The following is a 23,555-nucleotide window of genomic DNA, read 5'->3' as shown; positions in this document are numbered from 1 at the left end:
AAAACCCAAATCACAAACAAAAAGTGAAATGATGGACTCTCAAGAGAATGCCCTGAATCAGGGTACAGAAGAAGTTAAGCTGTCTGAGAAAGCTACTACCAACGCTACAACGGATAACCGTGAAGCGCAGAATATCAATGCTGATGCAGCAGCAGAAAGCCTCAATCAGCCAGTTGAGACACAGCCTAAAAATGAGGAAGAAGACCTTGCGACAAAAGCTTATAACTCTAAGAAGGAGATTATAGAGCGTCTAAAGGCTATCGTTGACAGTGACAAAACGCCAGAGAAGGCAGAAGTAGAACACTTGAAAACAGTTTTCTACAAGTTACATTTTGCTGAACGTGAAGCACAGCAGAAGGCTTATCTTGACAATGGTGGTGACCCGGAGAAATATCAGGTACTACCTGACGAGGACGAAGAAATCTTCAAGGCAGAGATGACTATCATCAAGGAAAAACGCCAGAAAGCTTTCCTCGCACTTGAGGAGGAGAAACAGCAGAACCTCAAGAAGAAAGAAACAATCATCGAACAGATAAAAGCGATGATTACTACTCCTGATGAGGCTAACAAGAACTTTGACCAATTCAAGAAGCTTCAACATGAATGGAAAGAAATCAAAACGATCCCTGCTGAGAAGGCTAACGAACTTTGGCGTAACTTTCAGCTTTATGTTGAGCAGTTTTACGATATGCTGAACCTTAACCGTGAGGCACGCGAATACGACTTCAAGAAGAATCTTGAGAAGAAAACAAAACTCTGTGAGGCAGCCGAGAAGTTGGCAGATGAAACAGATATTATAAGTGCATTCCACCAGTTACAGGAACTTCATCAGGAATATCGTGAGACTGGTCCTGTCGCTAAGGAACTTCGTGAACAAATCTGGACACGCTTCAAAGCAGCCAGCACAGTTATCAACAAACGTCACCAACAGCATTTTGAAACACTTCGAGCACGCGAGGAGGAGAACCTGAAAAAGAAGACTATCCTCTGTGAAAAGGCTGAAGAAATTGCCAAAAAAGAGAATAAGACATCAGCTGATTGGGAGAAACTCACTAAGGAAATCATTGCTATCCAGCAGGAGTGGAAGACCATTGGTTTCGCTCCACAGAAGATGAACGTTAAGATTTTTGAGCGTTTCCGTGCAGCATGTGACGAGTTCTTTGGTCGTAAGGGTGAATTCTTCAAGCAACTCAAAGAACAATTTGCAGAGAATGCAGAGAAGAAGAAGGTGCTTGTTGAAAAGGCTAAAGCATTGAGCGATTCTACTGATTGGAAAGCAACATCCGATAAACTCATTGCTTTGCAAAAAGAGTGGAAGACTATCGGTATGGTTCCTAAGAAAATTGGTGACCAGCTTTGGAACGACTTCCTCGCTGCCTGCAACCACTTCTTTGAAGCTCGTAACGCTGTTCACGCCGATTCTCGCAATGAGGAGCATCAAAATCTAAGTAAAAAACGTGACATTATTAGCCAACTTAAAGAACTCGTTGAGCAGACTGGCGAAAATCTTCACGAGAAGGTACAGCAGCTGACTGAGCAATATAATAAGGTTGGGCATGTTCCTTATAAAGAGAAAGATAAACTCTACAAGGAGTACCACGAGGTATTGGATAAGATTTATAAAGATCTTCATATATCTGCGACACGCAAACGAGTTGACAACTTCCGCAACAACCTCAAGAAGGTTGCCGACCGTGGTGTTGACGCACTCGATAACGAGCGTGGTCGTCTGCTCCGCCGCTATGAGCAGTTGAAGCAGGAAGTAAACACTTACGAGAACAATCTTGGCTTCCTTAACATCAGTTCAAAGAAGGGTAATACTCTTATTGACGAAATGAATCGCCGTATCCAGAAACTCAAAGATGATATGGATGAGGTGAAGCAGAAGATTAAGGCTATCGATGCTGAAAACAAATAAAACAGAATCATCCTATCAATTTCAATCCATTATAATATAAGGTTTGATTGAGGAAATATAGATTCAAGAAAAGGGACAATTCATTGCAGAATTGCCCCCTTTCTTTTTATCTCCAAATTTCTTTAATTGAAATATTTCCTGTCATTTGCATCGTAGAAGAATTACAGTAAGATACCTGAAATGTTAAAAGTGACAGCAAGCTGAAATAAAACTATTCTTTGATTATCTTTAATAACATCTCACTTATTTGGAATACTTTTCGTTCCAATGTTTGGAAGGATTTTTTATAATTAGCTTTTTGTGTATTATTTTCTCCATCTTTTTCCTACTGAGTCAAAAACGGCTAATTTTGAATACATACGATAATAGGACTGTTATTGTCAATGAGGTTAATAAACTACGCATTAAACAAATCTCAGATAGATGTATCATTATTTGTGTTGGTCAAGACTTTGTAGAACAAAAAGAAGAACATATTAAGGATGGCTTAAGATGCTTTCTTAATGTACTCTTTACATTTTAAACAGATGGGCAATCTATCTAATGTTCCAGGTGAGAATCATCTGCTCTTTTGTCTTTGATTCTACCTCACGTTCAATGTTGTCAGGTAAGTTACAGAAAAAGTCGATTCCTGTTGACTCTTCAAGTTCTTTGATGCTGACAACATATGGTATTAGAGATGTACTATTGTTACTCTCATGTTTAAACCAGAACCCGATGGCTTTATACTGCCAGTCACCTTGTCCTCTAACTTTGTATTTCATCAGGGCAGCGGAGAAAAAATATTTAGGAACTATAAACTTGCTTCTGATATAGATATATTGTTCTTGCTTGTCAATCGTACCGCCACGGCAGATGAATAAGGTATCCTTTAATCCACTTGTATAGGCTATATAAGATCTCATTTTTCTCTCCATCAGTTCCCATATACCCGCATTAAAGCCGTGGACTTGCGGTTGCATATTACTAAGATAGAAAGTCTGGTCATTAGATTCTCGACTATTCACTCTATCCTGTGAGGGACATAGATGTCCATGGTCATAACCAGAGCCACGGTATGGGTCGAAACTAAAAAAGGAGTTAATTGTCCATAGTGGGTCCATTGGGTACAGGTTTGCACTCTGCTGGTCCTTTCTTTTGACAACGTGTTGTGCATTGTTAGCATATATCTGATAGCAAGTCCATCTATTTGATTTCTTCTCAATGTCCCATTCTACACTATAGTTTATTTCCCCATTGTTTAGTTTATGGGTAAGAATAGTACTACTACCGCCTTTTAGTTTCGGGAATTCCAATCGATGTGTTGCCGTACGTATGTCTTTGAAATTTGAGTTTGTGTTATTTCTTGTAACTTCTGTTCTTCTCGTGTCTGTAGAATCATCTTCCTTGTTACAGGAAGTGAAAGTAACGGCTATAAGGGCTATTAATGCCCATACTGTTTTATTTCGTGCTATTTTATTCATTCTTTTGTCTTTGACAGGGTATGATAAGTTTTAGTATCTTTGGGTTTTCTCTTTATTTTAAGTTTTCAATAAGGGCTATACAATATAGTCTTGTTGAAAGAAAAAGTGCGAGCAAACGTATATGCAACTACGTTTGTTCGCACTTTGTATGTAATAATGTCGAAGGGTATTATCGATTACTTCTTCAACTTACCGTAACGGCTCATGAAGCGGTCAACGCGACCTGCTGTATCGACAAGCTTACTCTTACCAGTGTAGAATGGGTGAGAGGTGCTTGAGATTTCGACTTTTACCACTGGGTAAGTTTCGCCTTCAAATTCTACTGTCTCTGAAGTTTTGCATGTAGACTTTGTAAGGAACATATCGCCGTTGGACATATCCTTAAATACGACGGGGCGATAGTTTTCTGGATGAATACCTTGTTTCATTTTATTGTTATCTAATTGTTAATAATATACTTGCTGTAGTCTTTCCTTTAACTAAAAAGGATACAGACACTTTTCAGGATGCAAAATTACGAATAATTCTGTAGGTAGCCAAATATTTTAAGCTGTTTTTTAGGCTCATTCGTCATTTCGAGTGATACAACTAAAAATATCTACGGTATAAATTTTTGCTTCCCTTTAGGTCATTTCGTAACCAATAAGTTTCCTTATACTTAGTAATTCCGTGTGTCATAAGCCTCCGCACCATTGGTGTTTACCATTCGCACCATTGGTGCGGAGCCTTCGCACGTAGATAAGATAAGGGAATTTACTTAACTTCTACGTCCTTGATTTCCCATGTACCCGCCTTAGTAGCAGTGCTTGTGTAGAGGAAGCCAATGTAAACCGTTGCGTTGCCTGCATAAGCAGAGAGGTCGCATGTAGCATCGATGAAATTCCAGTCAGCACCTGTAGGATAAGCTGAAACAGCAACGTTATGCCATGTTGTACCATCTGTAGACACCTGTACCTTAAACTCATTAGCAGCATTTGCAAAGTATCTTGCTGCATGCTTGAAAGAAAGTGTAGCAGAAGTCTTACCAGCAAGACTGAAAGCAGGAGATGTAAGACGGCTCTCAGCAGCATAGTTGTTAGGCTTCTTAAATGCAGAAGCCTTCATGTACTTGTTACTTGCATCATGCTTCCATACGAAAGAAAGGTCTGCTGGGAGTGTAATGTTGTTGATAGTAAAGTTATCCATACCAGTCTCAAACTTAGCGGTAATACCAGTAGCAGCAGGCTGAGGAGTAGAAGCACCGCTGATAGAGATAATCTTATTGTTCTTGTCAATCTCCATGATAACCTTTCCCTGCTTATTGGTGAAAGCCTTAAGGTTACCCTTCACAATTACAGTCTGACCAGCCTGAAGATCAGTCTTTGCAGCGAAGTCAGCACCATTGAGACCCTTACCAGAGAATACCTGGAGCGTCTTATCTGTACCGTTATCAGAGATATAGTAAGTGATACTCTTATAGTTTTCGTTATAAGAGACTACCTCAGAGATAACACCCTTTACATAAGCCTCGCCCGTAGCAGTCTGGTTAGCCTGAATCTTCTGTACAGCTTCAGTAACAGTCCATGCGGTAGACTCAGTGTTCAAGTCAGCTGTAGGTGTTGGCTGAGCAGCCTTATTACCATTAAGAGAGTAGATATAGCTACCTTGTGCAAACTGCTTCTGCCCCTTGTAGTTTACAAGCTTACCATAGACAACAACCTTGTCGCCTGCATTGAGTTTGTCGTTAGCAGTAAACTTCTTGTTACCAAGCGCAAAGCCACGGTATACAGTCAATTGTCCGTTAGTTGTTCCGTCGTCAGAGATAAGATAAGTAGCATTACCATAGTTGGCAGCATCAATCTCCTTTACGCTAACAATAGTGCCAGAGACATAAACCTGCTTGTCAAGGTCCTGTCCAGCATCGATATATTTCAAAGCTGCAGCAACGTTGAATGGATCAGCCTCTACACCCGTCCCAGAAGCTGGAGTGGTAGGTGTATTCGTATTATTATTGTTCTCTTCGAAATTAACGCTGTATGGTGCTGGAACATTCTCACAACTTGTGAAGACTGTTGCTGTCATCGCCAGCGCCATCATTGAATAAAAAATCTTTTTCATGTTCTGTATTGTTATTTGTCTTGTTAATTAATTGAGATAATCTTACTGTTGCGACCAACCTGTGGAGTTGAGGTTGCTTCGTAGAAATCCAAGGTACCGAGGATAACCACTTTCTTGCCAACACTTATCTGTGAAGGGTCTGTGAATTTATCACCATTAAGGTATAATCCACGAAATACCTGCAACTGCTCAGTAGAAGTGCCATCGTTAGAGAGGTAGTAACGAGCGTTACCATATTGGGTTGAGACCTCATCAATCTGTGAGATGATACCCTTGATATAGTAAGTAGTAGCATCTTTCTTGTTCAACTTAGCATAAGCCAATGCACGTGTGATGTCTAATGGGTTAGCCTGTGTACCATCCCCTTTACCAGGAAGTCCCTTGAATGGGTCGACTTTCTCAGCAGATTTAATATCATCGAGAGAGCGAATAATGATTTCCCACTGGTTATTAAAACGTTTGAAGATACCAACGATATCAACCTTACCAGTTGGAACTTTATTATTAGCAAATTTAGCAAAGTTGCTATTGTAGACGATTACCTTCTTGCCATCCTGCTCATTCAAAGTCCAGCTTACACTACCAGCACCGCCATTAGCGTCAGCAAAGGTGTCAGTAACCTTGCTATTGTTGCTACTCTTGAAACTTACGTTGCGAATAATACCAAGTTTACCCCCATCAGTATCAATATTCCAAGTTGTTGGGGTGGAACCAGAAGCGAACTCCGTTGGTTCAACCTTATTGCCCGTTGAGAGAATCTTATAGTGCTGATCCCAAGTAGCACGGCTAATACGACCAATAGATGTTGCACCAGCAGCGTTGACCGTAGGAACACCAATCTGCGCCTGCTTACCATAGTTGCCTACGTAAAGATCTTTCAGGCTTACAAGAATCTCGGTGCCAATTGGGAGAGGACCATGCTGACCACCCTGTGCGACACTTACGATAATAGCACCTGTTGCATCTTGCAATGCTATCTCTTGATAGATATTTCCAGCAGCGTCAGAACTTGTGACGACACCCTTTATTTTGATATCGTCCGTCACCTTTGCATAGCTGATACCATTACGGTAATCAGTAGCGATATAGTTAGCATAGTTACTCTTCAGCTGTGCAATAGATATGACATTTGTTTCGGTCAGTTCTTTATTGCCGTATGGAGCAGAACCTGTTTCTGCTGGCTCTGCATAGCTCTCACCCATGCAAGATGCGAAGAGGACGCAGACTGCTGCCATTATTAAATATTTAAGTTTCTTCATAATCGTTTCTATATTTAGTCTTAGAATTTGTAAGCTACGTTCAACATACCATTGATACCATTTACGTAATACTTCTTAGGGTTGCGGTAGAAGTCGTAAGCACGAGTTGTAGCAGCTCCAGTCGTCTTATTGACAGTGTAGTTGCTGCGGCCCTGCTCATAACCACCACTTACAATCTTCTGATTGTTCAGTAAGTTGGTAATCATCAAGTTGATTGACAAACTTCCATGGCGGAGGTAAAGACTCTTACCGATAGAAGCATCGAGCATAAAGCCACCATGTCCCTCAGTCTGTGCGTAAGGAGTATAGTTGCCATTAGCATCCATTCCGCCAAGCGCAGTACCCATTGTGCGGAGTGTGTTGCCATAACGGAGGCTTGGTGCGTAAGAGAGGTAGATACGATCATAGTAGTTTCCGCTCAAATCGATGAACCAACCACCCTTGTGATAACTGAGGATTGCGCTGTAAACGCTCAGAGGAGTGCTTGACTCGTGCATACCTTTGTTGTAAACCACATCCTTGTTGTAGGTACTCTTAGTAGAGTTCAAGTAGACAACGTCAGCATTGTTAGCATTCTTAGCCTCGCTCCAAGTACCGAGTGTCTTGAAGTTAAGGAAACTTGTGAGTTTGAAATCGAGCCCTAACTCAATGCCATAGTAATTCTTCTTCATATTTGTCATGCTAACGTAGGTAAAAGAGTTAACATCATCAAAGTAGAAGTTCTGCCACTCGGTTACGTTTGTCATGTGGTTGTAGTAACCACTGACGTTTGCGTGAAGCCAGCTGCCAGCATACTGATAGCTGAGTTCGCTTGAGAAGACACGCTCGTTACGAAGGTTAAGAATGAAGTCGTTATTCATCTCTGGTGCCGCAAAAGCAGCGTTAGCGTTTGGTGCGCGGTGCTCATAACCCATCCCGAGAGAGAGTGTATTGCCACCACCGAGTGTAAGCGTTGCATTTGACTTCAAACCACCTGTAAGGAAGTCTGCATGCTTGCTCTTGCCTGCAGAGTTGTCTGCAAACATACCATTACGCATGTGACCAACACGATACATATTGTCATAGGCGATCTTACCAGCTACCATATAGTGAAGTTTGCCAAATGTTTCAGCGTAGTTTGCCCAGAGCTGACCACGGCGAACGTTGATATTGTAATCGTAACCGAACCTATCGCCCTCATATACGAGTTTACCTAAGCCTTCTGTACCCTGTGAGTTGAGATCATATTGTACACGTGGGTCAGTAGCTGCATAGGTACCAAGAGCGTAAGTATTGATGTTATGGAAACTCTTTGCGCCCAAGAGATCTTCCATTGTTTGATAATGGCGGGCAAAAGTCTGACCAAGTGAAAGACCAACATTGAAAACGTTGTTCTTGCCAATACGATTTGTAAGAGTAGAAGAAAATCTTGTTGTCAGCGCATCATTGTGCTTAGCCTGCAAGTAGTAAAGTGCATCCTCTCCGTTAGCAGCAGCCTGACGGTTAGCATAGTAGAGTCTATCCCACTGAATCTGTCGGTTCGCCTTGTTGCCCCACCAATTAACAGCAGTCTGCCAATCAGAGAAAGCCTGTGCTGAACGATAGCGCGCATCGCTCTGGTCCCACACGTTATAATAGCTACTTGGAAGGTTCTTCCAGTAGTCAGGCTGTGGATTCTCGCTGTTATTATAGTTCAGCTTAGTGCTTTTATACATGGAGTACTGAGCATAAAGGTTTGTTGTCAACTTCATTCTCTTATTGATATCCCAATCCCAAGAAAGGATGGCAGAAGGTGCGAAATCGTTTACAACACGGCTGTTACGCTTATGACCATTCTGATAGCCCCAATAAGGATTATACTGATAGTCATTAGCAAGCCAATAAGCCTCGTCTGTACTTGCACCCTGTGTAGAACGTTCAGTTGGGTTACCCCATGTTGACAAAGCCAATGAGTGACCATTGTTCCACTTCTTTTGAACACCGAAGTAGTAAGATAATGAGTTGTAGAAAGTACCTTCAACGTAACCACGGTTTGCCCAACGATAAGCGACGCTGGCAGCAATAGCCCATCCCTTAGCATTGAATCCACTCGCATAGTTATACATACCACGGAGGGTATAGTTGCGGTTTGCAGCAGAAAGCGTAAGTCGATGTCCGCCTGCCATTGAGCCAGCACGGAAGTCATAATTATTACTTCCTGCCAAAGCTGTCATTGAGAAGTTATTATTCTCAAAAGGAAGTGCATAGTCAACGTTACGTGTCTGTTGGTTGATGCCACCAACCATAGAGTAACGGAACTGTCCTGTTTCCATATCGTTCATAGGTGCACCATTGATATAAACATCGTTATATTTCTGGTTCAGTGCACGATAACGAAAACGTAGAGGTGAATACAAGAAACCTACTTGTGAAGCATAGACGTTACTGTTTGAGTTGAGAATCGTTACATTTTCGTTCATGTCATTATTCTCACCTAACTGCGCTTCAGTGAAGGTGAATGCCGATTCATCCATAGCGTTCGCCGTCTGCGCCTGCTGGTTCGTCTTGGGGTCAGTATTTTGCGCAACCATCATAGACGAACTACATAGTGCTAAAACGGCAAGTTTTAGCTTTTTCTGCATAGTTATTACATTAATTAGGTGTTATACTTTGTTTGCAAAGTAACGAAATAAATTTGGAAATAGAAAGTCTTTTTGATGATTTTTTCGAGAATTATGCGTAAATGTCGGATTATTTACCGATATTTGCAAAATAAACGTGACTGTGTGAAGTAGTTCAGTTATAGGTGCTGTGTGTCCGTAATTTAGATTGGAGGGCATGCTTGCTTATGCTTTTTATGTGTGTTATAGCTGATTTACAGGAAAATACAAGCCCTCGTTTTAATCCTTTGATAAAAATAACAACATAAAATAATAATGAGAAAGTTACTATTATTTCTTTTCTGTGCCGTGCTTTTCGGTACGTCAGCTTCTGCCCAGAAGAAGTTTTCTGTTTATGCTATAGGCTTCTATAACGTGGAGAACTTGTTTGATACAACACATGATAAAGGGAAAAATGACCACGATTTCACACCAAATGGTAGTTATCAGTGGAACGAGATGAAGTATAACCATAAGTTGCATAATATGGCAACGGTATTGGCAGAGATGGGTACGGATGTCCTCCCAAAAGTTGGTTGTGCCGTCATTGGCTTAGCCGAGGTTGAGAACGACCATGTCATGCGTGACCTTACAGCCCAGCCAGAGTTGGCTGCACGTGGCTATAAGTATGTGCATATTGAAGGTCCTGACCATCGTGGTATTGACTGCGCTTTGATCTATAATCCAAAACTCTTTACTGTAAGAGACACAAAGTTGGTGCCTTATATCTACGACCTTCCTCAGGATAGTGCTCGTGCAACTCGTGGATTCCTCACGGTTAGTGGTACGTTGGCTGGCGAACACGTGACAGTTATTGTGTGTCATTTGCCAAGTCGTGGTGCAGGTTCTCACTATCGTGAGATTGGTGGAAAGCAGGTAAAAGCGTTGAAGGACTCGCTGCTTCGTGAAGATCCAAAGGTGAAGGTGCTCGTTATGGGTGATATGAATGATGACCCAACCAACAAAAGTATGTATGAGTGCCTGTCTGCAAAGGCAGAAATTAACGAAGTTGGTCCAGACGATATGTATAATCCTTGGTATAATATCCTTGTGAAGGAGGGAACAGGAACCTTGCAGTATCAAGGTAAATGGAATCTCTTCGACCAGATTATCTTAAGTCCAAACCTATTGAATAAAGATGGCAAAAAAGACTTCTCTGGATTGAAGTACTGGAAGAACCAAATCTTCCGTCGCGACTATCTTATGCAGGAGTCTGGTAAATATAAGGGTAATACCAAGCGTACCACGGCAGGAGGTGTGTGGCTTGATGGTTATTCAGACCACTTGCCTGTTGTAACTTATTTTGTTAAGGAGCAGTAAGGATTATTAGGCTAATTAGACCAATTAGGCTAATTGGCCCAATTTGATAATAAAACAATGGAAATTGAAGTACATCCTTTTGATCCGTGGCTCCCTTCTAACGCAAAGTTGCTGCTGTTAGGAACCTTCCCACCAGCACCAAAACGTTGGTGTATGGAGTGGTATTATCCTAATTACACAAATGATATGTGGCGTATTTTTGGTTACATCTTCTTCGGGGATAAGCTCTACTTTGTGGATGAGGAAAGAAAAACTTATAAGCTCAACTTGCTTAAGCCGTTCTTAAAGGAGAAAGGGATTGCAATCTTTGATACAGCCTTGCGAATTCATCGTACAACGGGTACGGCTTCTGATAAAGATTTGGAAATCATAGAGCAAGCTGACCTTGATGGAATGCTTCGAGTTTTGCCAGATTGTAAGGCTGTATTAGCAGCTGGTCAGTTGGCAACAACGGTCTTTACAGAGCATTATGGCATTGATGCACGTAAAATGAAGATGGGCGACCATAAGGAGTTCTGCTTTGAGAATCGTACGCTACGCCTTTACCGTGAGCCAAGTAGTAGCCGTGCTTATCCGATGAAGGTTGAGAAGAAAGCAGAGTATTACGAAAAGATGTTTAGAGATTTAGGGATTTTAGAGTAATTGGATTTATTAGCCTTATTAGCCCAATCAGTCCAATAATAAAAAAACAAAGATGAAGAATAAAGTAACAATCATAGGAATAGCTGGTGGTACGGGGTCTGGGAAGACCACCGTTGTGAAGAAAATAGTTGATAGTCTTCCTCCTCATTATGTAGCTGTCGTACCATTAGATTCCTATTATAATGACACAACAGGACTCACTGATGAAGAACGCAAGGCAATCAACTTCGACCACCCAGATGCCTTCGATTGGAAGCTACTGATTAAGCAAGTAAATGAGCTGCGTGAGGGAAGAGCTGTTGAACAGCCTACTTATAGTTATATCCTCAGCAACCGCTTGCCAGAGACAATCCACGTTGAGCCAAAACCAGTAATTATCGTTGAGGGTATTATGGCTTTGAGCAACAGACGTTTGCGTGAGATGATGGATCTAAAGATCTTCGTTGATTGTGACCCCGACGAGCGTCTTATTCGTAACATTCAGCGTGACACGATAGACCGTGGTCGTACGGTATCGATGGTTGTCGACCGTTATTTGGAAGTGTTGAAGCCAATGCACGAACAGTTTATTGAGCCGACCAAGCGTTATGCTAATATCATCATTCCACAAGGAGGTGAGAATGTAAAGGGTATCAATATCCTTTGTAAGTATATAGAAGGCTTAATGCCAAAGGATTAAGAATAAGTAAAGACAGGCGATTGCCTGTCTTTTTTTTCGAGTTTATTAGGCTTATTAGTCCAATTAGGCAAATAAGCCTAATAATAAAAAAGCGACAGTATCAAGGGAATAACCTTTGATGCTGTCGCTTTTTTATTAGAATATTTTATTTTATCTGATTCTGTCAGCTGCTCTTACCAAAGCTTCATCAGCAAGGATGGAGTGACGTGCAAGCCACAAGAGGATAAAAGCAACGGCTGGAAGACAGACTGCAAACTCAATATGGAAGTTGAAGCCAGTCATCAACACTTGGCTGAACACACCATAGACCACGTACCAGCCAATAATCATCAGCATGGAGAATGCGCAGAAACGAGCCTGACGCTTGCGGTTATGATAGTCGAAGATGGCGAAGAGGTTGATAGGGCAGGTCACTAAGAGAATGGCAAACAACGCCCATACGTTAAAGTCCTTTCCACCGTTTGCATCGCTTATCCAGAGATTCATTAACATATTCTCCGCACCCATACCCTTTGGTTCAAAGCTACCCACAGGTAGGCAGAGGCAAGCGATCGTCGTGAGCAATGCAAGAAACAGGAATACCGTTTGTTTCCTTTGTATCATGGTTTAATCTTCTTCCTCATTCATTGCGTCCTTAGAAGGATCGCGCCAGTAAACGTCACCATCAATGAACTCCTGAGTAGCTAACAAAGTTGGCTTTGGCAGCTTCTCATAATAACGGCTAATTTCAATCTGCTCACGGTTCTCAAATACCTCGTCAAGAGAATCGTTATAAGAAGCAAATTCGGCAAGTTTCTTACTCAAGTCCTGCTTTATTTCAACCGAGATTTGGTTTGCTCTCTTTGCTATGATAGCAACACTCTCATAGATGTTACCAGTATCTTTCCAAAGTTCCTGAACATCTCGGGTTACCGTATTTGACGGTGCTTTTGACTTCCTGTAATCCATTCTTTATTTATATTTTATAAATCTGTATTCTTTAATCTTTTGTAATTTGCTTACACTTCTTGATATATTCCTCAGCAGTCTTACGCTCCTTTGATTCTGGGTACTCGTTGATAAATCCGTAGCACTCGTCTTCAGCATCCTGGAAACGTTGTATCTTCTTCTCCTCGACACTCATCTGCGCCAGTTCAAACTTACTCTTCATAACAAGGATAGCGAAGTTCTCGCGTAAGTCGCTATAAGGATAATCGTTCAAAGCATTCTGTGCAGTGATGATACAAGCCTCATAGTTATTACCACCGCTGGTGCAGTTACCAAAGTAAGAGCCGAGGTTATAATATAACTTTGCATTGAGATACTCCTTGCGAATAAGTTTATCCTGCAAAGCAAAGAGACGTTGCTGGGCTGTTCCTTTCATCTTGCCATTTGGGAAAATGTCCAAATACTCTTGGAAAGCTGCGATGGCTGCAACGGTAGGAGTCTGGTCGAGACGTGGTTCTGGCGTACCTTCAAAGAGGCTCTGTCCGATGTAGAACGATGCCATTTCAGCATACTGACCACGTGGATAGGTCTGGTAATACTTCTTGAATGTTTCTGAAGCAGCTTGATAATCTTTCAAACCATACTCCGCCATAGCAAGCATATAGAGACATTCCTGTGCGTTATCAGTACCTTTCTCGATAGTCACAAGGTCTTGCAAAAGAGGTACGGCAAAGCCATACTTTCCTTTTGCAAAGCATTCCTTTGCAAATTCGTATTTATAATCGTTGTTTGTTGTCTTGTAGACTTGATTATATTCGTGTGCGCAACTTGTCAACAGTAAAACGGCACAAAGGCCAATAAGAATTCTTTTCTTCATAATTTGACTTTGAAGTGCAAAGTTACATATTATTCTATAAATACGCAAAGGTGGTTTGCATTTTTAGCAAAAAATCACTATTAATTATATACTATCAGCGGTTTTTTGTATCTTTGCAATCAAAGATTGATTCACTTGACGTGTAGAAAATGAACTTCAAATTAACATCGAAATATAAACCAACGGGCGACCAGCCTGAGGCAATCAGAGAACTTACGGACGGATTGGAGCGTGGCGATAAGAGTCAGGTGCTGTTGGGTGTGACGGGTTCGGGTAAGACTTTTACTGTTGCTAACGTAATTGCAAATGTCAATAAACCCACACTTATCTTGTCGCATAACAAGACTTTGGCTGCACAGCTTTATGAGGAGATGAAGGCTTTCTTTCCTGATAACGCCGTGGAGTATTATGTTTCCTATTATGATTATTATCAACCAGAGGCGTATATGCCAGTGACGGATACCTATATTGAGAAAGATCTTGCTATTAATGACGAGATTGATAAGCTGCGTTTGTCTGCTGTATCTTCTTTGTTGTCAGGTCGTAAGGATGTTATTGTCGTGTCTTCCGTTTCGTGTATCTATGGTATGGGAGCACCGATTGCGATGAAGGAGAATGTTATCTCTATCAAGAAGGGGCAAGTCATCGATCGTAATGATTTTTAAGGCGCTTGGTAGATGCTCTTTATATGCGTAATGACATCGAATTACAGCGTGGAAACTTCCGTGTGAAGGGCGATACGGTGGATATTGCGATGGCTTATAATGACAATGTTCTGCGTATCACGTGGTGGGATGATGAGATAGACTCAATCGAAGAGGTGGATGCTGTCGACTTTCATCGCCTTGCTACCTTTGATGCTTACGAAATATATCCAGCCAACCTCTTTGTTACGTCTAAGGAACAGACCGAAGGAGCTATCCGACAGATACAAGATGACTTGGTGAAGCAGGTAGACTTCTTCACCGAGATTGGGGATAACATCAAGGCACAACGCATCAAGGAACGTGTAGAGTATGACATTGAGATGATTAAGGAACTCGGTCATTGCTCTGGTATTGAGAACTATTCACGCTACTTTGATGGTAGAGAGGCGGGAATGCGCCCTTACTGTTTGTTGGATTTCTTCCCAGAGGATTACCTGATGGTGATTGATGAGAGCCACGTGAGTGTACCGCAGATTTCTGCCATGTATGGTGGCGACCGTGCCCGAAAGAAAAATCTTGTGGAATATGGTTTCCGTCTTCCTGCAGCCTTTGACAACCGTCCGCTGCGTTTTGAAGAGTTTCATGCTTTAATTCATCAGATTATCTATGTGTCGGCAACCCCAGCTGACTTTGAGTTGGCAGAGTCTGAAGGCGTTGTCGTTGAGCAGCTTATCCGTCCTACTGGTTTGCTCGATCCAGAGATTGATGTACGTCCATCGGAGAATCAGATTGACGATTTGATGAACGAAATTGTTATCCGTGCAGAGAAGGAAGAGCGTGTGTTAGTGACGACACTGACCAAACGAATGGCGGAGGAATTGACCGAATACTTGCTGAATCACGATATTCGTACGGCTTATATTCATAGTGATGTAGCCAGCCTTGACCGTATTAAAATTATTAACGACCTCCGTGCGGGTGTATATGATGTCCTTGTGGGTGTCAACTTGTTGCGTGAAGGATTGGATTTGCCAGAGGTTTCTTTGGTTGCCATTCTCGATGCCGACAAAGAAGGTTTCCTCCGCAGTCATAGAAGTTTGACACAGACGGCAGGACGTGCAGCGCGTAACGTGAATGGGAAGGTGATTATGTATGCCGATAACATCACGGAGAGTATGCAGAAGACCATCAACGAGACGATGCGTAGGCGTACGAAACAGTTGAAGTATAATGAAGAGCATCATATTACGCCGAAGCAGATTGTCAAGGCTATCAAGGGAACACTGCCAGTGGGTGGTGAATCGATTCTTACTGCACAGACTGCTGCTATCGGTAGGAATGTCGGACAGGCATATGTTGAACCAAACAATGGTATTCTCTTTGCTGCTGATCCAATTGTTGCGAAGATGAGCAAGGCGCAGTTGGAGAAGAGTATTGCTAATACAACTACCCTTATGAAGCAGGCTGCAAAAGACCTCGACTTCCTGCAGGCAGCGCAGTATCGTGATGAGATAATACGTTTGCAGAAGGAGTTGGAGGGGAAATAGCCTCACCCCCAGTCCCTCTCCGAGTGGAGAGGGGAGTAGAATGCGAGATACCCCCGAAGTTTTAATGTAAAAGATAGACTTTCTTTTAAATTCTAAATTATAGTGTACTTAAACTCTAAATAGATGATTATTAGATTAATAAATAAAGATGACTCCATTTTGCAGTGATATATTATAATCCGATAAAATCTTCATTTTCTTTTGTTAGCGGTATCTCCTCTTTTGAGTAAGCTACTAATAATTTAATCATTTTCTTTGCAGTCTCAATATCTCTAAGTTCAGAATTAAAAACTCTTTCTAATTCCTCAATCGGGTTTTTATAAAGAGAATGGTAAGCATCCAAAATTCACCGTCTTGCCACTTTACAAAAAAACCTTATATGACTGGTTTCATATAAGGGTTCTATGCTATTTATAGTTTATGGGGAGCAGTTTAATCAATTCCTCATCCTCCATGTCCAGCAAGGGTTTTGCTAATACCTGCCTTAACCACACATTAGGTTCTATCTTTGCTTCGTAAGCATCCATAAGTGGTTAGGCGTAGGAATGCATACCTCCAAGAATATAGTTTACGCCGAAATAAGTCATAAGGATACTGAGGAATGACAATAACATAAATAGATGATAGCGCTTGGGATTTCTCAAAGAAGAAAAACTATCGCTATGTATAGGAATAGCATAGATCATGAAAGTAATCAACGCCCATGTTTCTTTAGGGTCCCATCCCCAATAATTTCCCCAACTGATGTTTGCCCATATTGCACCGATAAAGATTCCTAATCCTAATGTTGTGATAGCAGGATAAAGGAATATCTGGGAGAGCGATGTCAGTTGTCTATTAACAGATTTAATTCCTTCTCGCTTGCTATTATAGGTACAGAAATAAGTAATGGCACAAATAAATGTTAGCGATAGTAAGGCATATGATATCATGATGATACTAACATGTATGCTAAGTAGTGGACTGTTCAATACAGGCATACGCGGTGTTATGCTTGGGTCCATTTCTCCGAGATGACTTACAAGGAGCATAAAACCACTCATAAGCAAGCCAAAGGTTGTCATGAGCTGCATCTTTCGTGTTGTGAGGACTGCCACAAGCATAATTATCCAAGAAAGTAGTAGCATGGTCTCATAGCCGTTGGCAAGAGGGATGGTTCCGTTAATCATCCATCTGAGAGCCATCGTAAAGGTTAGAAATATCCACGATAGTGCCATTAACCATGTGAAAACCTTATACCTCCTTTTCTTTGTAAAAAAGAGGATGGAAAGCAATCCAGCCGTCAGATTGAAGATGAATAGTAAGGTGGTAAATGGATATTTGTTGTAAATATTTTCTGCACGGATAGCATTGTTTGATGGGATAGTATTGCCACCGTATCTATATTGATACTTCCTCAACTTCTGAATGAGTTCGTTAACCATATCCGTTTTCCCTTGTTTAGCCAGCTGTGCTGCTAAAGGGAGAATAGAGCGGATGTATTGTTGTTGTGCTTTTGACATAGAAGCAGGGAATTTGTCGTTTGGTGAGAACCAGTCAACAGACTCATTTTTTTCCATATAAGGAAATATTTTTAGTGATTTCGCCTGTGTCAGATTCATCAGAAGCATCATCTTGTCGTCTGTATCAAGAAGCTGTTTCGATACATTATCATTTTCCTGCCCCTGTGCATCTTGAAGATATGGACCGAGTATGTAACCCTGTTTCCCAAACAGGTTGATAGGTGCAATATACTCATTCATATTCAGTTTACTTCGTAGTTCGCTTCCTTTCAAACGTAGGATTGGTTCCTTCATCCACTCTTCTCCCCAGAACATAAAACCCGTTAAGACTTGACAAGGTGTAAAATCCTTATAATTCTTTTTACCGTACAACTTTTTGGTGAAGTCAATAGCGTAGGTTTCCACAGGGCAGATTCTGCCATTATACACTATCAATATTTTTCCGAATTCGTCGGCTGTTTGACGTCGCAATGAGGGCTGTGCTTGCACTGAGACATATCCTGCTATGAGCATCAATAGCACCATGGTCTCTTTGCGTAATAAGCGACGGAATTTTCCCTTAGAGTCAACGAGCATAGCGATAAGTGCAAAGAAGAGTAGACTATAGCCCGTATATGTCATGGGAATACCATACGGGTCAGAATTAACTGACAGATAACTGCCTTTCAAATCCTCATCATAACTGCTTTGATAGAGGCGTGTTCCATATCCTGAATAGATATTATTCATAGAGACTTGGTACTGTTCTTGTTTTCTGTTATGAATAATTGTGATGTGCGAGGCATAATCCATTGCAGCCATATTACCTGCATGATAAGTGACATTGAACTTGTTAAGAAGAATGCCAAACGGCAATTCAGCCTTGTTTCCTTCCTTAGTAATATAGGTCTGAGTGGTCTTTCCTTGACGTAGATGAATCATACCTCTATGAGCGGTAAGGTGAGTAAGCAACGCTCCCAGTAGTATGATGACAAATGAGAGATGTAACGTCACAATGATTGGGCGCCGAATCTTCCTTCGGATGAAATAAACGATTCCCACAGCAGTTCCTGCCGCCCATAGTAGGCAAAACCACCACGCTCCGAAGATATTGTCTGAAACGTATTCCAAACTTGTGTATTTTCCTAAGATAGTCGCCATTGCCATCACTATGACAAGGAGGATGTATATAACTGCAAGTATCTTTTTTGTTCGCATTTGTAAAATGATAAAAGAAGATGAGTCTTTCGTATAGGCTCATCTCCTTCTATAATTGTTTTTGTTAACTAAGTTCTATTAGATTGAACGGATGAACTTAACCACAGCATCTCTGTCTGCTTTTGACAGATTATAGAACTTTATCGCAGCTTTGTAAGCCTGACTGTTCTTGCTGTAAGCGTGCCACATGATAGCTTCTATCTCATTGCGAGCGCGAGCATCATGCAATCGGTCCTCTGCACCAGAGTTGATGAGTGAAAGTCCTCTACCCCATAATGGTGTTGTACGGCACCATGAACCATGTATATCATTCTTCATGTCGAGCTTATGCTGTATGAAGTCAGAGTATGGATAGATCTTTTGATTAGCATACTTAGGCAGCTGTTTATTGCCAATAATCTTTGATGAACCATGGTTATCTGCACCTGTAGTCCATGAAGGACGGTGACAGCTTGCACAACCCAAGTTTCCTGTAAAGAGTTCCTTACCTCTCTGAACATCCATATCATTCAAGTTTCTTGCTCTCGGAATGGCTATACCTCTGTGCCATACCATGAATGCATGATAAGCATCATCGGTCATCTCTGGCTTAAAGTTGAAGTAAGGGTTGTTATACAAATCAACATCATCGCTTGGAGAAAGCAGATAACCTACAGCTTTCTTGATACCTTCACGAGTACCATCGTTATAGTATGGATGTACATAAGATAATGGGTTGCTACCATGTTGCTGTATGTAGTCAATCACATTGTTGTTTTCAGACATAGCCTTTGCCCATGCCTCAGTAGAACAGATGTGCTTGATATCTGAACGCAATACGTTCAACTCGTCCCATAAAGCAACATCATTCTCAAGACAACCATCCAATAAGTCATAGTTGAAACGCTTGATAAACTTGTTACCAAAGTAATCGCTTGCCCAGGCATCGTCCTTCAGCGTCTTCGTTGTGTTGTCCCAGAACTCTGGATTTAACTCTACATATTTTCCTTCTGCCTCATACTGCTTCTTCAAATCTTCATTAGAGATAGCGTCAATCAGACCAAGTCCCTGGAAATTACAAGAAGCAATCAGTCTTACTTCATAGTTGCTTGGCTTAGGATCTGTATTAAAGGCTGATTGTGGGATAGCAACAGAAGGGTAGCGAAGACTGAACTTCTCACCGTCAGGGAACTGCATGGGAAGTCCACTTTCCATAGATGTTACATCATGCCATGTAATCTTTATCTGTTTTGGATCAACAGGGGGAAGGAATGGCTCTACAGCTTGTAACATTGTGAAAGTTGTCAGCTGATCAATAGGTGTACCATTGTTGCTGCCTGGAGCATCTGGAGTATAAACCGAAACAATGTAGCCATTGCCCTTTACTGGATCCATGTTATCGCGACTATGTCCGTGAGCGTAGCCTCCAGAATGGCAATACTCGCAAGAACGACGAGATGCGACTGGTCCCCATCCTTTATATGGCTCAGTGTTAAGGGTGTATTTGGCACTTGCCATGAGGTCGCCTTGATTAAAGAGATCTGTCAATCCCTGTTCGTCGATGGCAGGCGTATTATCTTCATAACAATTAGAAGATGTATTCTCTGTTGTTCCTAACTTACCACCTGGATACCATTCTTCTGCAGAGAAGTTACCTACAGCTTGACCAACATATTTTGCTTCAGATTCTTTAGACGGTGGCATATCTGGACTGACATTATCGTCAGAGCAGGCTGCAAACATGCAAAACGCAGCTGAAGTAAATAACAGTTTACTGTAATTGAAGTACTTCATAATGTTTTAAGTTATGATTAAAAGGAGGTCTGAATCTGTATCGAAGTTCATATTATATCATCTTCTTGTAAAACTATTCACATTGTAGATACTATTATCAATATGCTTTCGATACAGTTTCACCCTCCTTTTATTGTCTACTATTTATTGTCTACTATATGTTAAGACAAAGTATGTTTGGCTTATTACTTATCTGATTGCTTATGAATCCATTCAGCAGCTTCACTGAGTGCTTGATTGAGTGCTTCAACCTTTTCTATACAGTTCTTTACCTGTGCATGACCAGGGTTGTCAATGAAGGCAATGCCACTCTTCTTTGCAGTCTCCAAAGCCTGAATAGCCTCGTTGAGAGCATTATTCAAGTTATCATATTTAGGATAGCGATTGTTCTTTAAGAAAGTCATGATAGAGTTGGCTGCAGGAGTTGAAACATTCTCTGTGCCCCGCATTCCATACAAGCTATTCTTGATAGAGTAGATATTGTCCTGATAATCCTGGAAAGAACGCTTGCTATAAGGAGACTCGATATAGTTGGCAGCATCTTCATCAGTTCCTGTTCCTGTTGCTTTACGATAAGCCTGACCGAGCTTCTGAGAAGCAACCTCCTCACAGATATTTGAACAACCACCAACAAAGATATTGTTCAGTGTCTCGTGCCACGTTGAGAACCAACCTTTTTCTGTTGTTGTAAACTTAGAATAATCACGATAAGGTATCATCTTTGAAGATAGTCCCTTGTGACGTGTTCCATTGATAACCCACATTGCATTAGAAAGCTGTTGCAAATGAGCAGCTGGTATGCTTATTCCTAACCAGCCATATTCAAGAAGATAGGTCATGTTACGAAGGTCACCAGCAACAGCTGCTGCAAAAGCTGCTTCGTTGACTGTTGTCACGCTTGTCAAACCAGCTGCAGTTTCTTTCTCTGCATTGAAAGAAGCCACTGTACGGTTCTTTCCATCACGGAAGAGAATGAACTCTAATCCGTGGAAGCCCAATACTGAATCGAAATTACCATTATTGTCATAGATAAATTTCGTAGGGTTCTCGCCATTGATACCTGCAATTATCTTGGCGTCGTTCAGTGCCTTTGTGAGCTGATCGTGGTCGAGTGGCCATGAATCAATATGTGGGTCAATTTCGTTATCAGAAGCTGCACCATATAAGAAAGCCTCACTCTGCTCCCAATCCTTACGTGCTTCTTTGAAAGCTGTACAAGCTGCATCAATGTCATTCTGGGTCAGTGTACCAGCCTTACGCTTTGCGTAGAGGTTTTGACATGCATTATAGAGGTCATCCGTCTTCTTTGCTAAGTCCAAATAGGTTGGCTTCACAACAGCTTCGAGGTAGTTGGCAACCACTCGACCCATTTCTGTTTTGTTAGCATTAGCACTACTTTCACTCTGAGCTTTCTCGAGATTTGCTTGCTCTACATCTGTAATAAGCGATGAGTAATCATAAGATTCTTCGTCATCGCTACCACATGAAACGAATCCCATAGCCAATGTTCCTGCAAGAAAGAACATCGCAAGTTTTGTTACCTTTTTCATTGTAAATATACTTTATGTGATACTTATGTTATCCTTTGTTTAAACTCCTTTAGAGGAAGAAACCTTCATAGGCGATACCAATATTAATTGATGGTTCGTCATTATATCCCTTTTTCAGGTTGCGGTAGTTATATTCTGCTTTGATAGCAATCTGTGGAATAGGATAGTAGTTGATACCCGTTGCAAGAATAGTTTTATTGGTCCACTTCTTGGTTGTGCCATGAACGTATGAATCATAATGTTCAAAATGACCGAAGAGATAAAGTTTCTGATTGTCTGCTCGCATCTTGTGAATCTGTGAGAAGATATCATATCCCACCTCAAGCATCATAGCCATAGCATGGCTACCAAAGTATTTCCCATTACCAGACTCATAAGGCTTCACGTATTGTACATTTGGATAAGATAGTTGTGAAATCTGTTTAGCATTGCTAACATAGCCATAATCGACATTTCCACGTGCTATCCAGTTATACTTGTTATAGGTGAAGTCTAAGCTACCCAAATAGACATTACCCTTAATCTTCTTCTTTTCTCCCTTCTCACTGTCGTGTGGTACGTTATTATGCATGGCCTGACCAGCATATCCACTAATACCAATACGAAGTCCTGGAATGGTATAGTTGTCTACACGTGCGAGGAAACCATACTTGTTGGCAACCTCAAATTCAAATGGGTTTGAGGTTCCTCCTTTTATCCAATTGGCACGACTGAAGTGGTAGGCATCTAATCCTGCAATCATCTGTGCCTCATAACGTAAGTCGCCAGAGCGTCCCCAGAAAGATACACCTGTTTGATGCCATGTACATGGGAGAATGGTGTTCTCACCTTCTGGGCGATATACGGTGAAGAAGTTTAGAGGCTCATGATGAGCATTTACGAGTCCAAAAGGTACAACGATATGTCCAGCCTTGATGTTAAAAGCTTTTCCGAATGATTTTTGCAGCCAGAATTGTTCAAGTTCAACCTCTCCACCTTTCTCTGTTTCGTGTTCAAACTCTATGGCTTCATCGGCTTCGTATTCAATTGCTGAACCTGTTCCCCCATGTTCAAATTCTATCTCGGTTCCCAGTGACCATCCTTTACCGAAGTCATAACCCAAATAGATTACTGCATGTGGAATATCAAATCTTCCGTGACTGGGGTCTTTTTTATAGAGCCCTGGTGTAGTATAACGATTACCATTGTCACTATAGAAGTTGCGTGAATAAGCTGCTTCGCCATATCCACCAAGGCTAAGCTTGTTCCCTTTTGCATGGTTCATTACTGAGTCTGCTGCATTAACCTGGGCACTTACATTAGTGTTATTTGCAAGTAAGGAAACTCCTAAAAACAATCCGAGCGTAAAATTATTCATTGACATCTAATTGTAATATTAATAATGTGGGTAGAAAAGTAATGGTAACCGCAGAAATTCGCAATACCCATATTTAGTGATATTATTCCTTTCGTTGTGTTTTATATTTCTCTTGTTTGGTATATGGGTCGTTATTTTTAGGTAAAATGATAATAATTTTGGCTCTATAACGAATCGTGTGG

At 41.3% G+C, this 23,555-nt stretch carries 17 protein-coding genes and 1 pseudogene; 5 read left to right on the top strand and 13 right to left on the bottom strand.

Annotated features, from left to right (window positions below; genetic code table 11):
* Nucleotides 1-28 precede the first annotated feature (28 nt).
* Nucleotides 29-1,918, top strand: coding sequence for a DUF349 domain-containing protein (locus J5A56_RS09735; protein WP_036920379.1), 1,890 nt, complete (start codon nucleotides 29-31; stop codon nucleotides 1,916-1,918).
* Nucleotides 1,919-2,454: 536 nt separating this feature from the next.
* Here the strand turns inward: J5A56_RS09735 and J5A56_RS09730 are convergent.
* The 5 genes from J5A56_RS09730 to J5A56_RS09710 form a co-directional block, all read right to left on the bottom strand.
* Nucleotides 2,455-3,381, bottom strand: a complete 927-nt coding sequence (locus tag J5A56_RS09730; protein WP_021672893.1) for a DNA/RNA non-specific endonuclease — start codon at nucleotides 3,379-3,381, stop codon at nucleotides 2,455-2,457.
* A gap of 176 nt (nucleotides 3,382-3,557) precedes the next feature.
* Nucleotides 3,558-3,809 carry a type B 50S ribosomal protein L31 gene (locus J5A56_RS09725; protein ID WP_004361523.1) on the bottom strand — a complete coding sequence of 84 codons (252 nt, stop codon included), beginning with the start codon at nucleotides 3,807-3,809 and terminating at the stop codon, nucleotides 3,558-3,560.
* A 325-nt stretch (nucleotides 3,810-4,134) separates the two neighbouring features.
* The gene (locus J5A56_RS09720) at nucleotides 4,135-5,478 is read right to left on the bottom strand and encodes a choice-of-anchor J domain-containing protein (protein WP_021672892.1); all 1,344 of its coding nucleotides are present in this window, start codon (nucleotides 5,476-5,478) and stop codon (nucleotides 4,135-4,137) included.
* 23 nt (nucleotides 5,479-5,501) lie between these two features.
* Nucleotides 5,502-6,737, bottom strand: coding sequence for a DUF5689 domain-containing protein (locus tag J5A56_RS09715; RefSeq protein ID WP_021672891.1), 1,236 nt, complete (start codon nucleotides 6,735-6,737; stop codon nucleotides 5,502-5,504).
* A 20-nt stretch (nucleotides 6,738-6,757) separates the two neighbouring features.
* Entirely contained in the window at nucleotides 6,758-9,337 is a 2,580-nt protein-coding gene (locus J5A56_RS09710; protein WP_021672890.1) for a hypothetical protein, read from the bottom strand.
* 294 nt (nucleotides 9,338-9,631) lie between these two features.
* Between J5A56_RS09710 and J5A56_RS09705 the strand changes: the two genes are divergently transcribed.
* From J5A56_RS09705 to udk, 3 genes are read left to right on the top strand one after another with little or no spacing between them, the layout of a single operon-like run.
* The gene (locus J5A56_RS09705; RefSeq protein ID WP_021672889.1) at nucleotides 9,632-10,675 is read left to right on the top strand and encodes an endonuclease/exonuclease/phosphatase family protein; all 1,044 of its coding nucleotides are present in this window, start codon (nucleotides 9,632-9,634) and stop codon (nucleotides 10,673-10,675) included.
* 57 nt (nucleotides 10,676-10,732) lie between these two features.
* A complete protein-coding gene (locus J5A56_RS09700; protein ID WP_021672888.1) occupies nucleotides 10,733-11,317 on the top strand; it encodes a uracil-DNA glycosylase family protein in 585 nt (194 codons plus the stop codon).
* A gap of 52 nt (nucleotides 11,318-11,369) precedes the next feature.
* Nucleotides 11,370-11,996 (top strand): uridine kinase, encoded by a 627-nt coding sequence (gene udk, locus J5A56_RS09695; RefSeq protein WP_021672887.1) that lies wholly within the window; start codon nucleotides 11,370-11,372, stop codon nucleotides 11,994-11,996.
* Nucleotides 11,997-12,146: 150 nt separating this feature from the next.
* On the opposite strand, the gene J5A56_RS09690 is transcribed toward udk, so the two are convergent.
* Genes J5A56_RS09690 through J5A56_RS09680 form a run of 3 tightly spaced genes read right to left on the bottom strand, consistent with a single transcriptional unit; the run spans nucleotide 12,147 to nucleotide 13,800 of the window.
* Nucleotides 12,147-12,599, bottom strand: coding sequence for a DUF4293 domain-containing protein (locus tag J5A56_RS09690; RefSeq protein WP_021672886.1), 453 nt, complete (start codon nucleotides 12,597-12,599; stop codon nucleotides 12,147-12,149).
* Between the two features lie 3 nt (nucleotides 12,600-12,602).
* Complete coding sequence (locus tag J5A56_RS09685; RefSeq protein WP_021672885.1) at nucleotides 12,603-12,944, bottom strand: DNA-directed RNA polymerase subunit omega; 342 nt, start codon at nucleotides 12,942-12,944, stop codon at nucleotides 12,603-12,605.
* A gap of 31 nt (nucleotides 12,945-12,975) precedes the next feature.
* Nucleotides 12,976-13,800, bottom strand: coding sequence for an outer membrane protein assembly factor BamD (locus J5A56_RS09680; RefSeq protein ID WP_021672884.1), 825 nt, complete (start codon nucleotides 13,798-13,800; stop codon nucleotides 12,976-12,978).
* Nucleotides 13,801-13,949: 149 nt separating this feature from the next.
* Between J5A56_RS09680 and uvrB the strand changes: the two are divergent.
* A pseudogene (gene uvrB, locus J5A56_RS09675) lies at nucleotides 13,950-15,994 on the top strand (excinuclease ABC subunit UvrB).
* A gap of 172 nt (nucleotides 15,995-16,166) precedes the next feature.
* Here uvrB and J5A56_RS09670 read toward each other — a convergent pair.
* The 5 genes from J5A56_RS09670 to J5A56_RS09650 all read right to left on the bottom strand — a co-directional run bounded on the left by J5A56_RS09670 (nucleotide 16,167) and on the right by J5A56_RS09650 (nucleotide 23,373).
* Nucleotides 16,167-16,337, bottom strand: a complete 171-nt coding sequence (locus J5A56_RS09670) for a hypothetical protein (protein WP_211815508.1) — start codon at nucleotides 16,335-16,337, stop codon at nucleotides 16,167-16,169.
* 190 nt (nucleotides 16,338-16,527) lie between these two features.
* Nucleotides 16,528-18,693, bottom strand: coding sequence for a cytochrome c biogenesis protein CcsA (ccsA, locus tag J5A56_RS09665; RefSeq protein WP_021672139.1), 2,166 nt, complete (start codon nucleotides 18,691-18,693; stop codon nucleotides 16,528-16,530).
* Nucleotides 18,694-18,771: 78 nt separating this feature from the next.
* Nucleotides 18,772-20,466, bottom strand: coding sequence for a di-heme oxidoredictase family protein (locus tag J5A56_RS09660; RefSeq protein ID WP_021672138.1), 1,695 nt, complete (start codon nucleotides 20,464-20,466; stop codon nucleotides 18,772-18,774).
* A gap of 185 nt (nucleotides 20,467-20,651) precedes the next feature.
* Nucleotides 20,652-22,016 carry an imelysin family protein gene (locus tag J5A56_RS09655; protein WP_021672137.1) on the bottom strand — a complete coding sequence of 455 codons (1,365 nt, stop codon included), beginning with the start codon at nucleotides 22,014-22,016 and terminating at the stop codon, nucleotides 20,652-20,654.
* 49 nt (nucleotides 22,017-22,065) lie between these two features.
* Entirely contained in the window at nucleotides 22,066-23,373 is a 1,308-nt protein-coding gene (locus tag J5A56_RS09650; RefSeq protein ID WP_021672136.1) for a hypothetical protein, read from the bottom strand.
* Nucleotides 23,374-23,555: the final 182 nt, after the last annotated feature.

This window comes from Prevotella melaninogenica (genome assembly GCF_018128065.1).
Lineage (GTDB): Bacteria > Bacteroidota > Bacteroidia > Bacteroidales > Bacteroidaceae > Prevotella.
Note: the sequence above shows the minus strand (reverse complement) of the source record. Positions and strands in the feature narration are given on the sequence as shown.

Coding starts and splice junctions, on each gene's coding strand:
- J5A56_RS09735 (WP_036920379.1), top strand. CDS start 29: ATGATGGACTCTCAAGAGAATGCCCTGAATCAGGGTACAGAAGAAGTT.
- J5A56_RS09730 (WP_021672893.1), bottom strand. CDS start 3,381: ATGAATAAAATAGCACGAAATAAAACAGTATGGGCATTAATAGCCCTT.
- J5A56_RS09725 (WP_004361523.1), bottom strand. CDS start 3,809: ATGAAACAAGGTATTCATCCAGAAAACTATCGCCCCGTCGTATTTAAG.
- J5A56_RS09720 (WP_021672892.1), bottom strand. CDS start 5,478: ATGAAAAAGATTTTTTATTCAATGATGGCGCTGGCGATGACAGCAACA.
- J5A56_RS09715 (WP_021672891.1), bottom strand. CDS start 6,737: ATGAAGAAACTTAAATATTTAATAATGGCAGCAGTCTGCGTCCTCTTC.
- J5A56_RS09710 (WP_021672890.1), bottom strand. CDS start 9,337: ATGCAGAAAAAGCTAAAACTTGCCGTTTTAGCACTATGTAGTTCGTCT.
- J5A56_RS09705 (WP_021672889.1), top strand. CDS start 9,632: ATGAGAAAGTTACTATTATTTCTTTTCTGTGCCGTGCTTTTCGGTACG.
- J5A56_RS09700 (WP_021672888.1), top strand. CDS start 10,733: ATGGAAATTGAAGTACATCCTTTTGATCCGTGGCTCCCTTCTAACGCA.
- udk (WP_021672887.1), top strand. CDS start 11,370: ATGAAGAATAAAGTAACAATCATAGGAATAGCTGGTGGTACGGGGTCT.
- J5A56_RS09690 (WP_021672886.1), bottom strand. CDS start 12,599: ATGATACAAAGGAAACAAACGGTATTCCTGTTTCTTGCATTGCTCACG.
- J5A56_RS09685 (WP_021672885.1), bottom strand. CDS start 12,944: ATGGATTACAGGAAGTCAAAAGCACCGTCAAATACGGTAACCCGAGAT.
- J5A56_RS09680 (WP_021672884.1), bottom strand. CDS start 13,800: ATGAAGAAAAGAATTCTTATTGGCCTTTGTGCCGTTTTACTGTTGACA.
- ccsA (WP_021672139.1), bottom strand. CDS start 18,693: ATGCGAACAAAAAAGATACTTGCAGTTATATACATCCTCCTTGTCATA.
- J5A56_RS09660 (WP_021672138.1), bottom strand. CDS start 20,466: ATGAAGTACTTCAATTACAGTAAACTGTTATTTACTTCAGCTGCGTTT.
- J5A56_RS09655 (WP_021672137.1), bottom strand. CDS start 22,016: ATGAAAAAGGTAACAAAACTTGCGATGTTCTTTCTTGCAGGAACATTG.
- J5A56_RS09650 (WP_021672136.1), bottom strand. CDS start 23,373: ATGAATAATTTTACGCTCGGATTGTTTTTAGGAGTTTCCTTACTTGCA.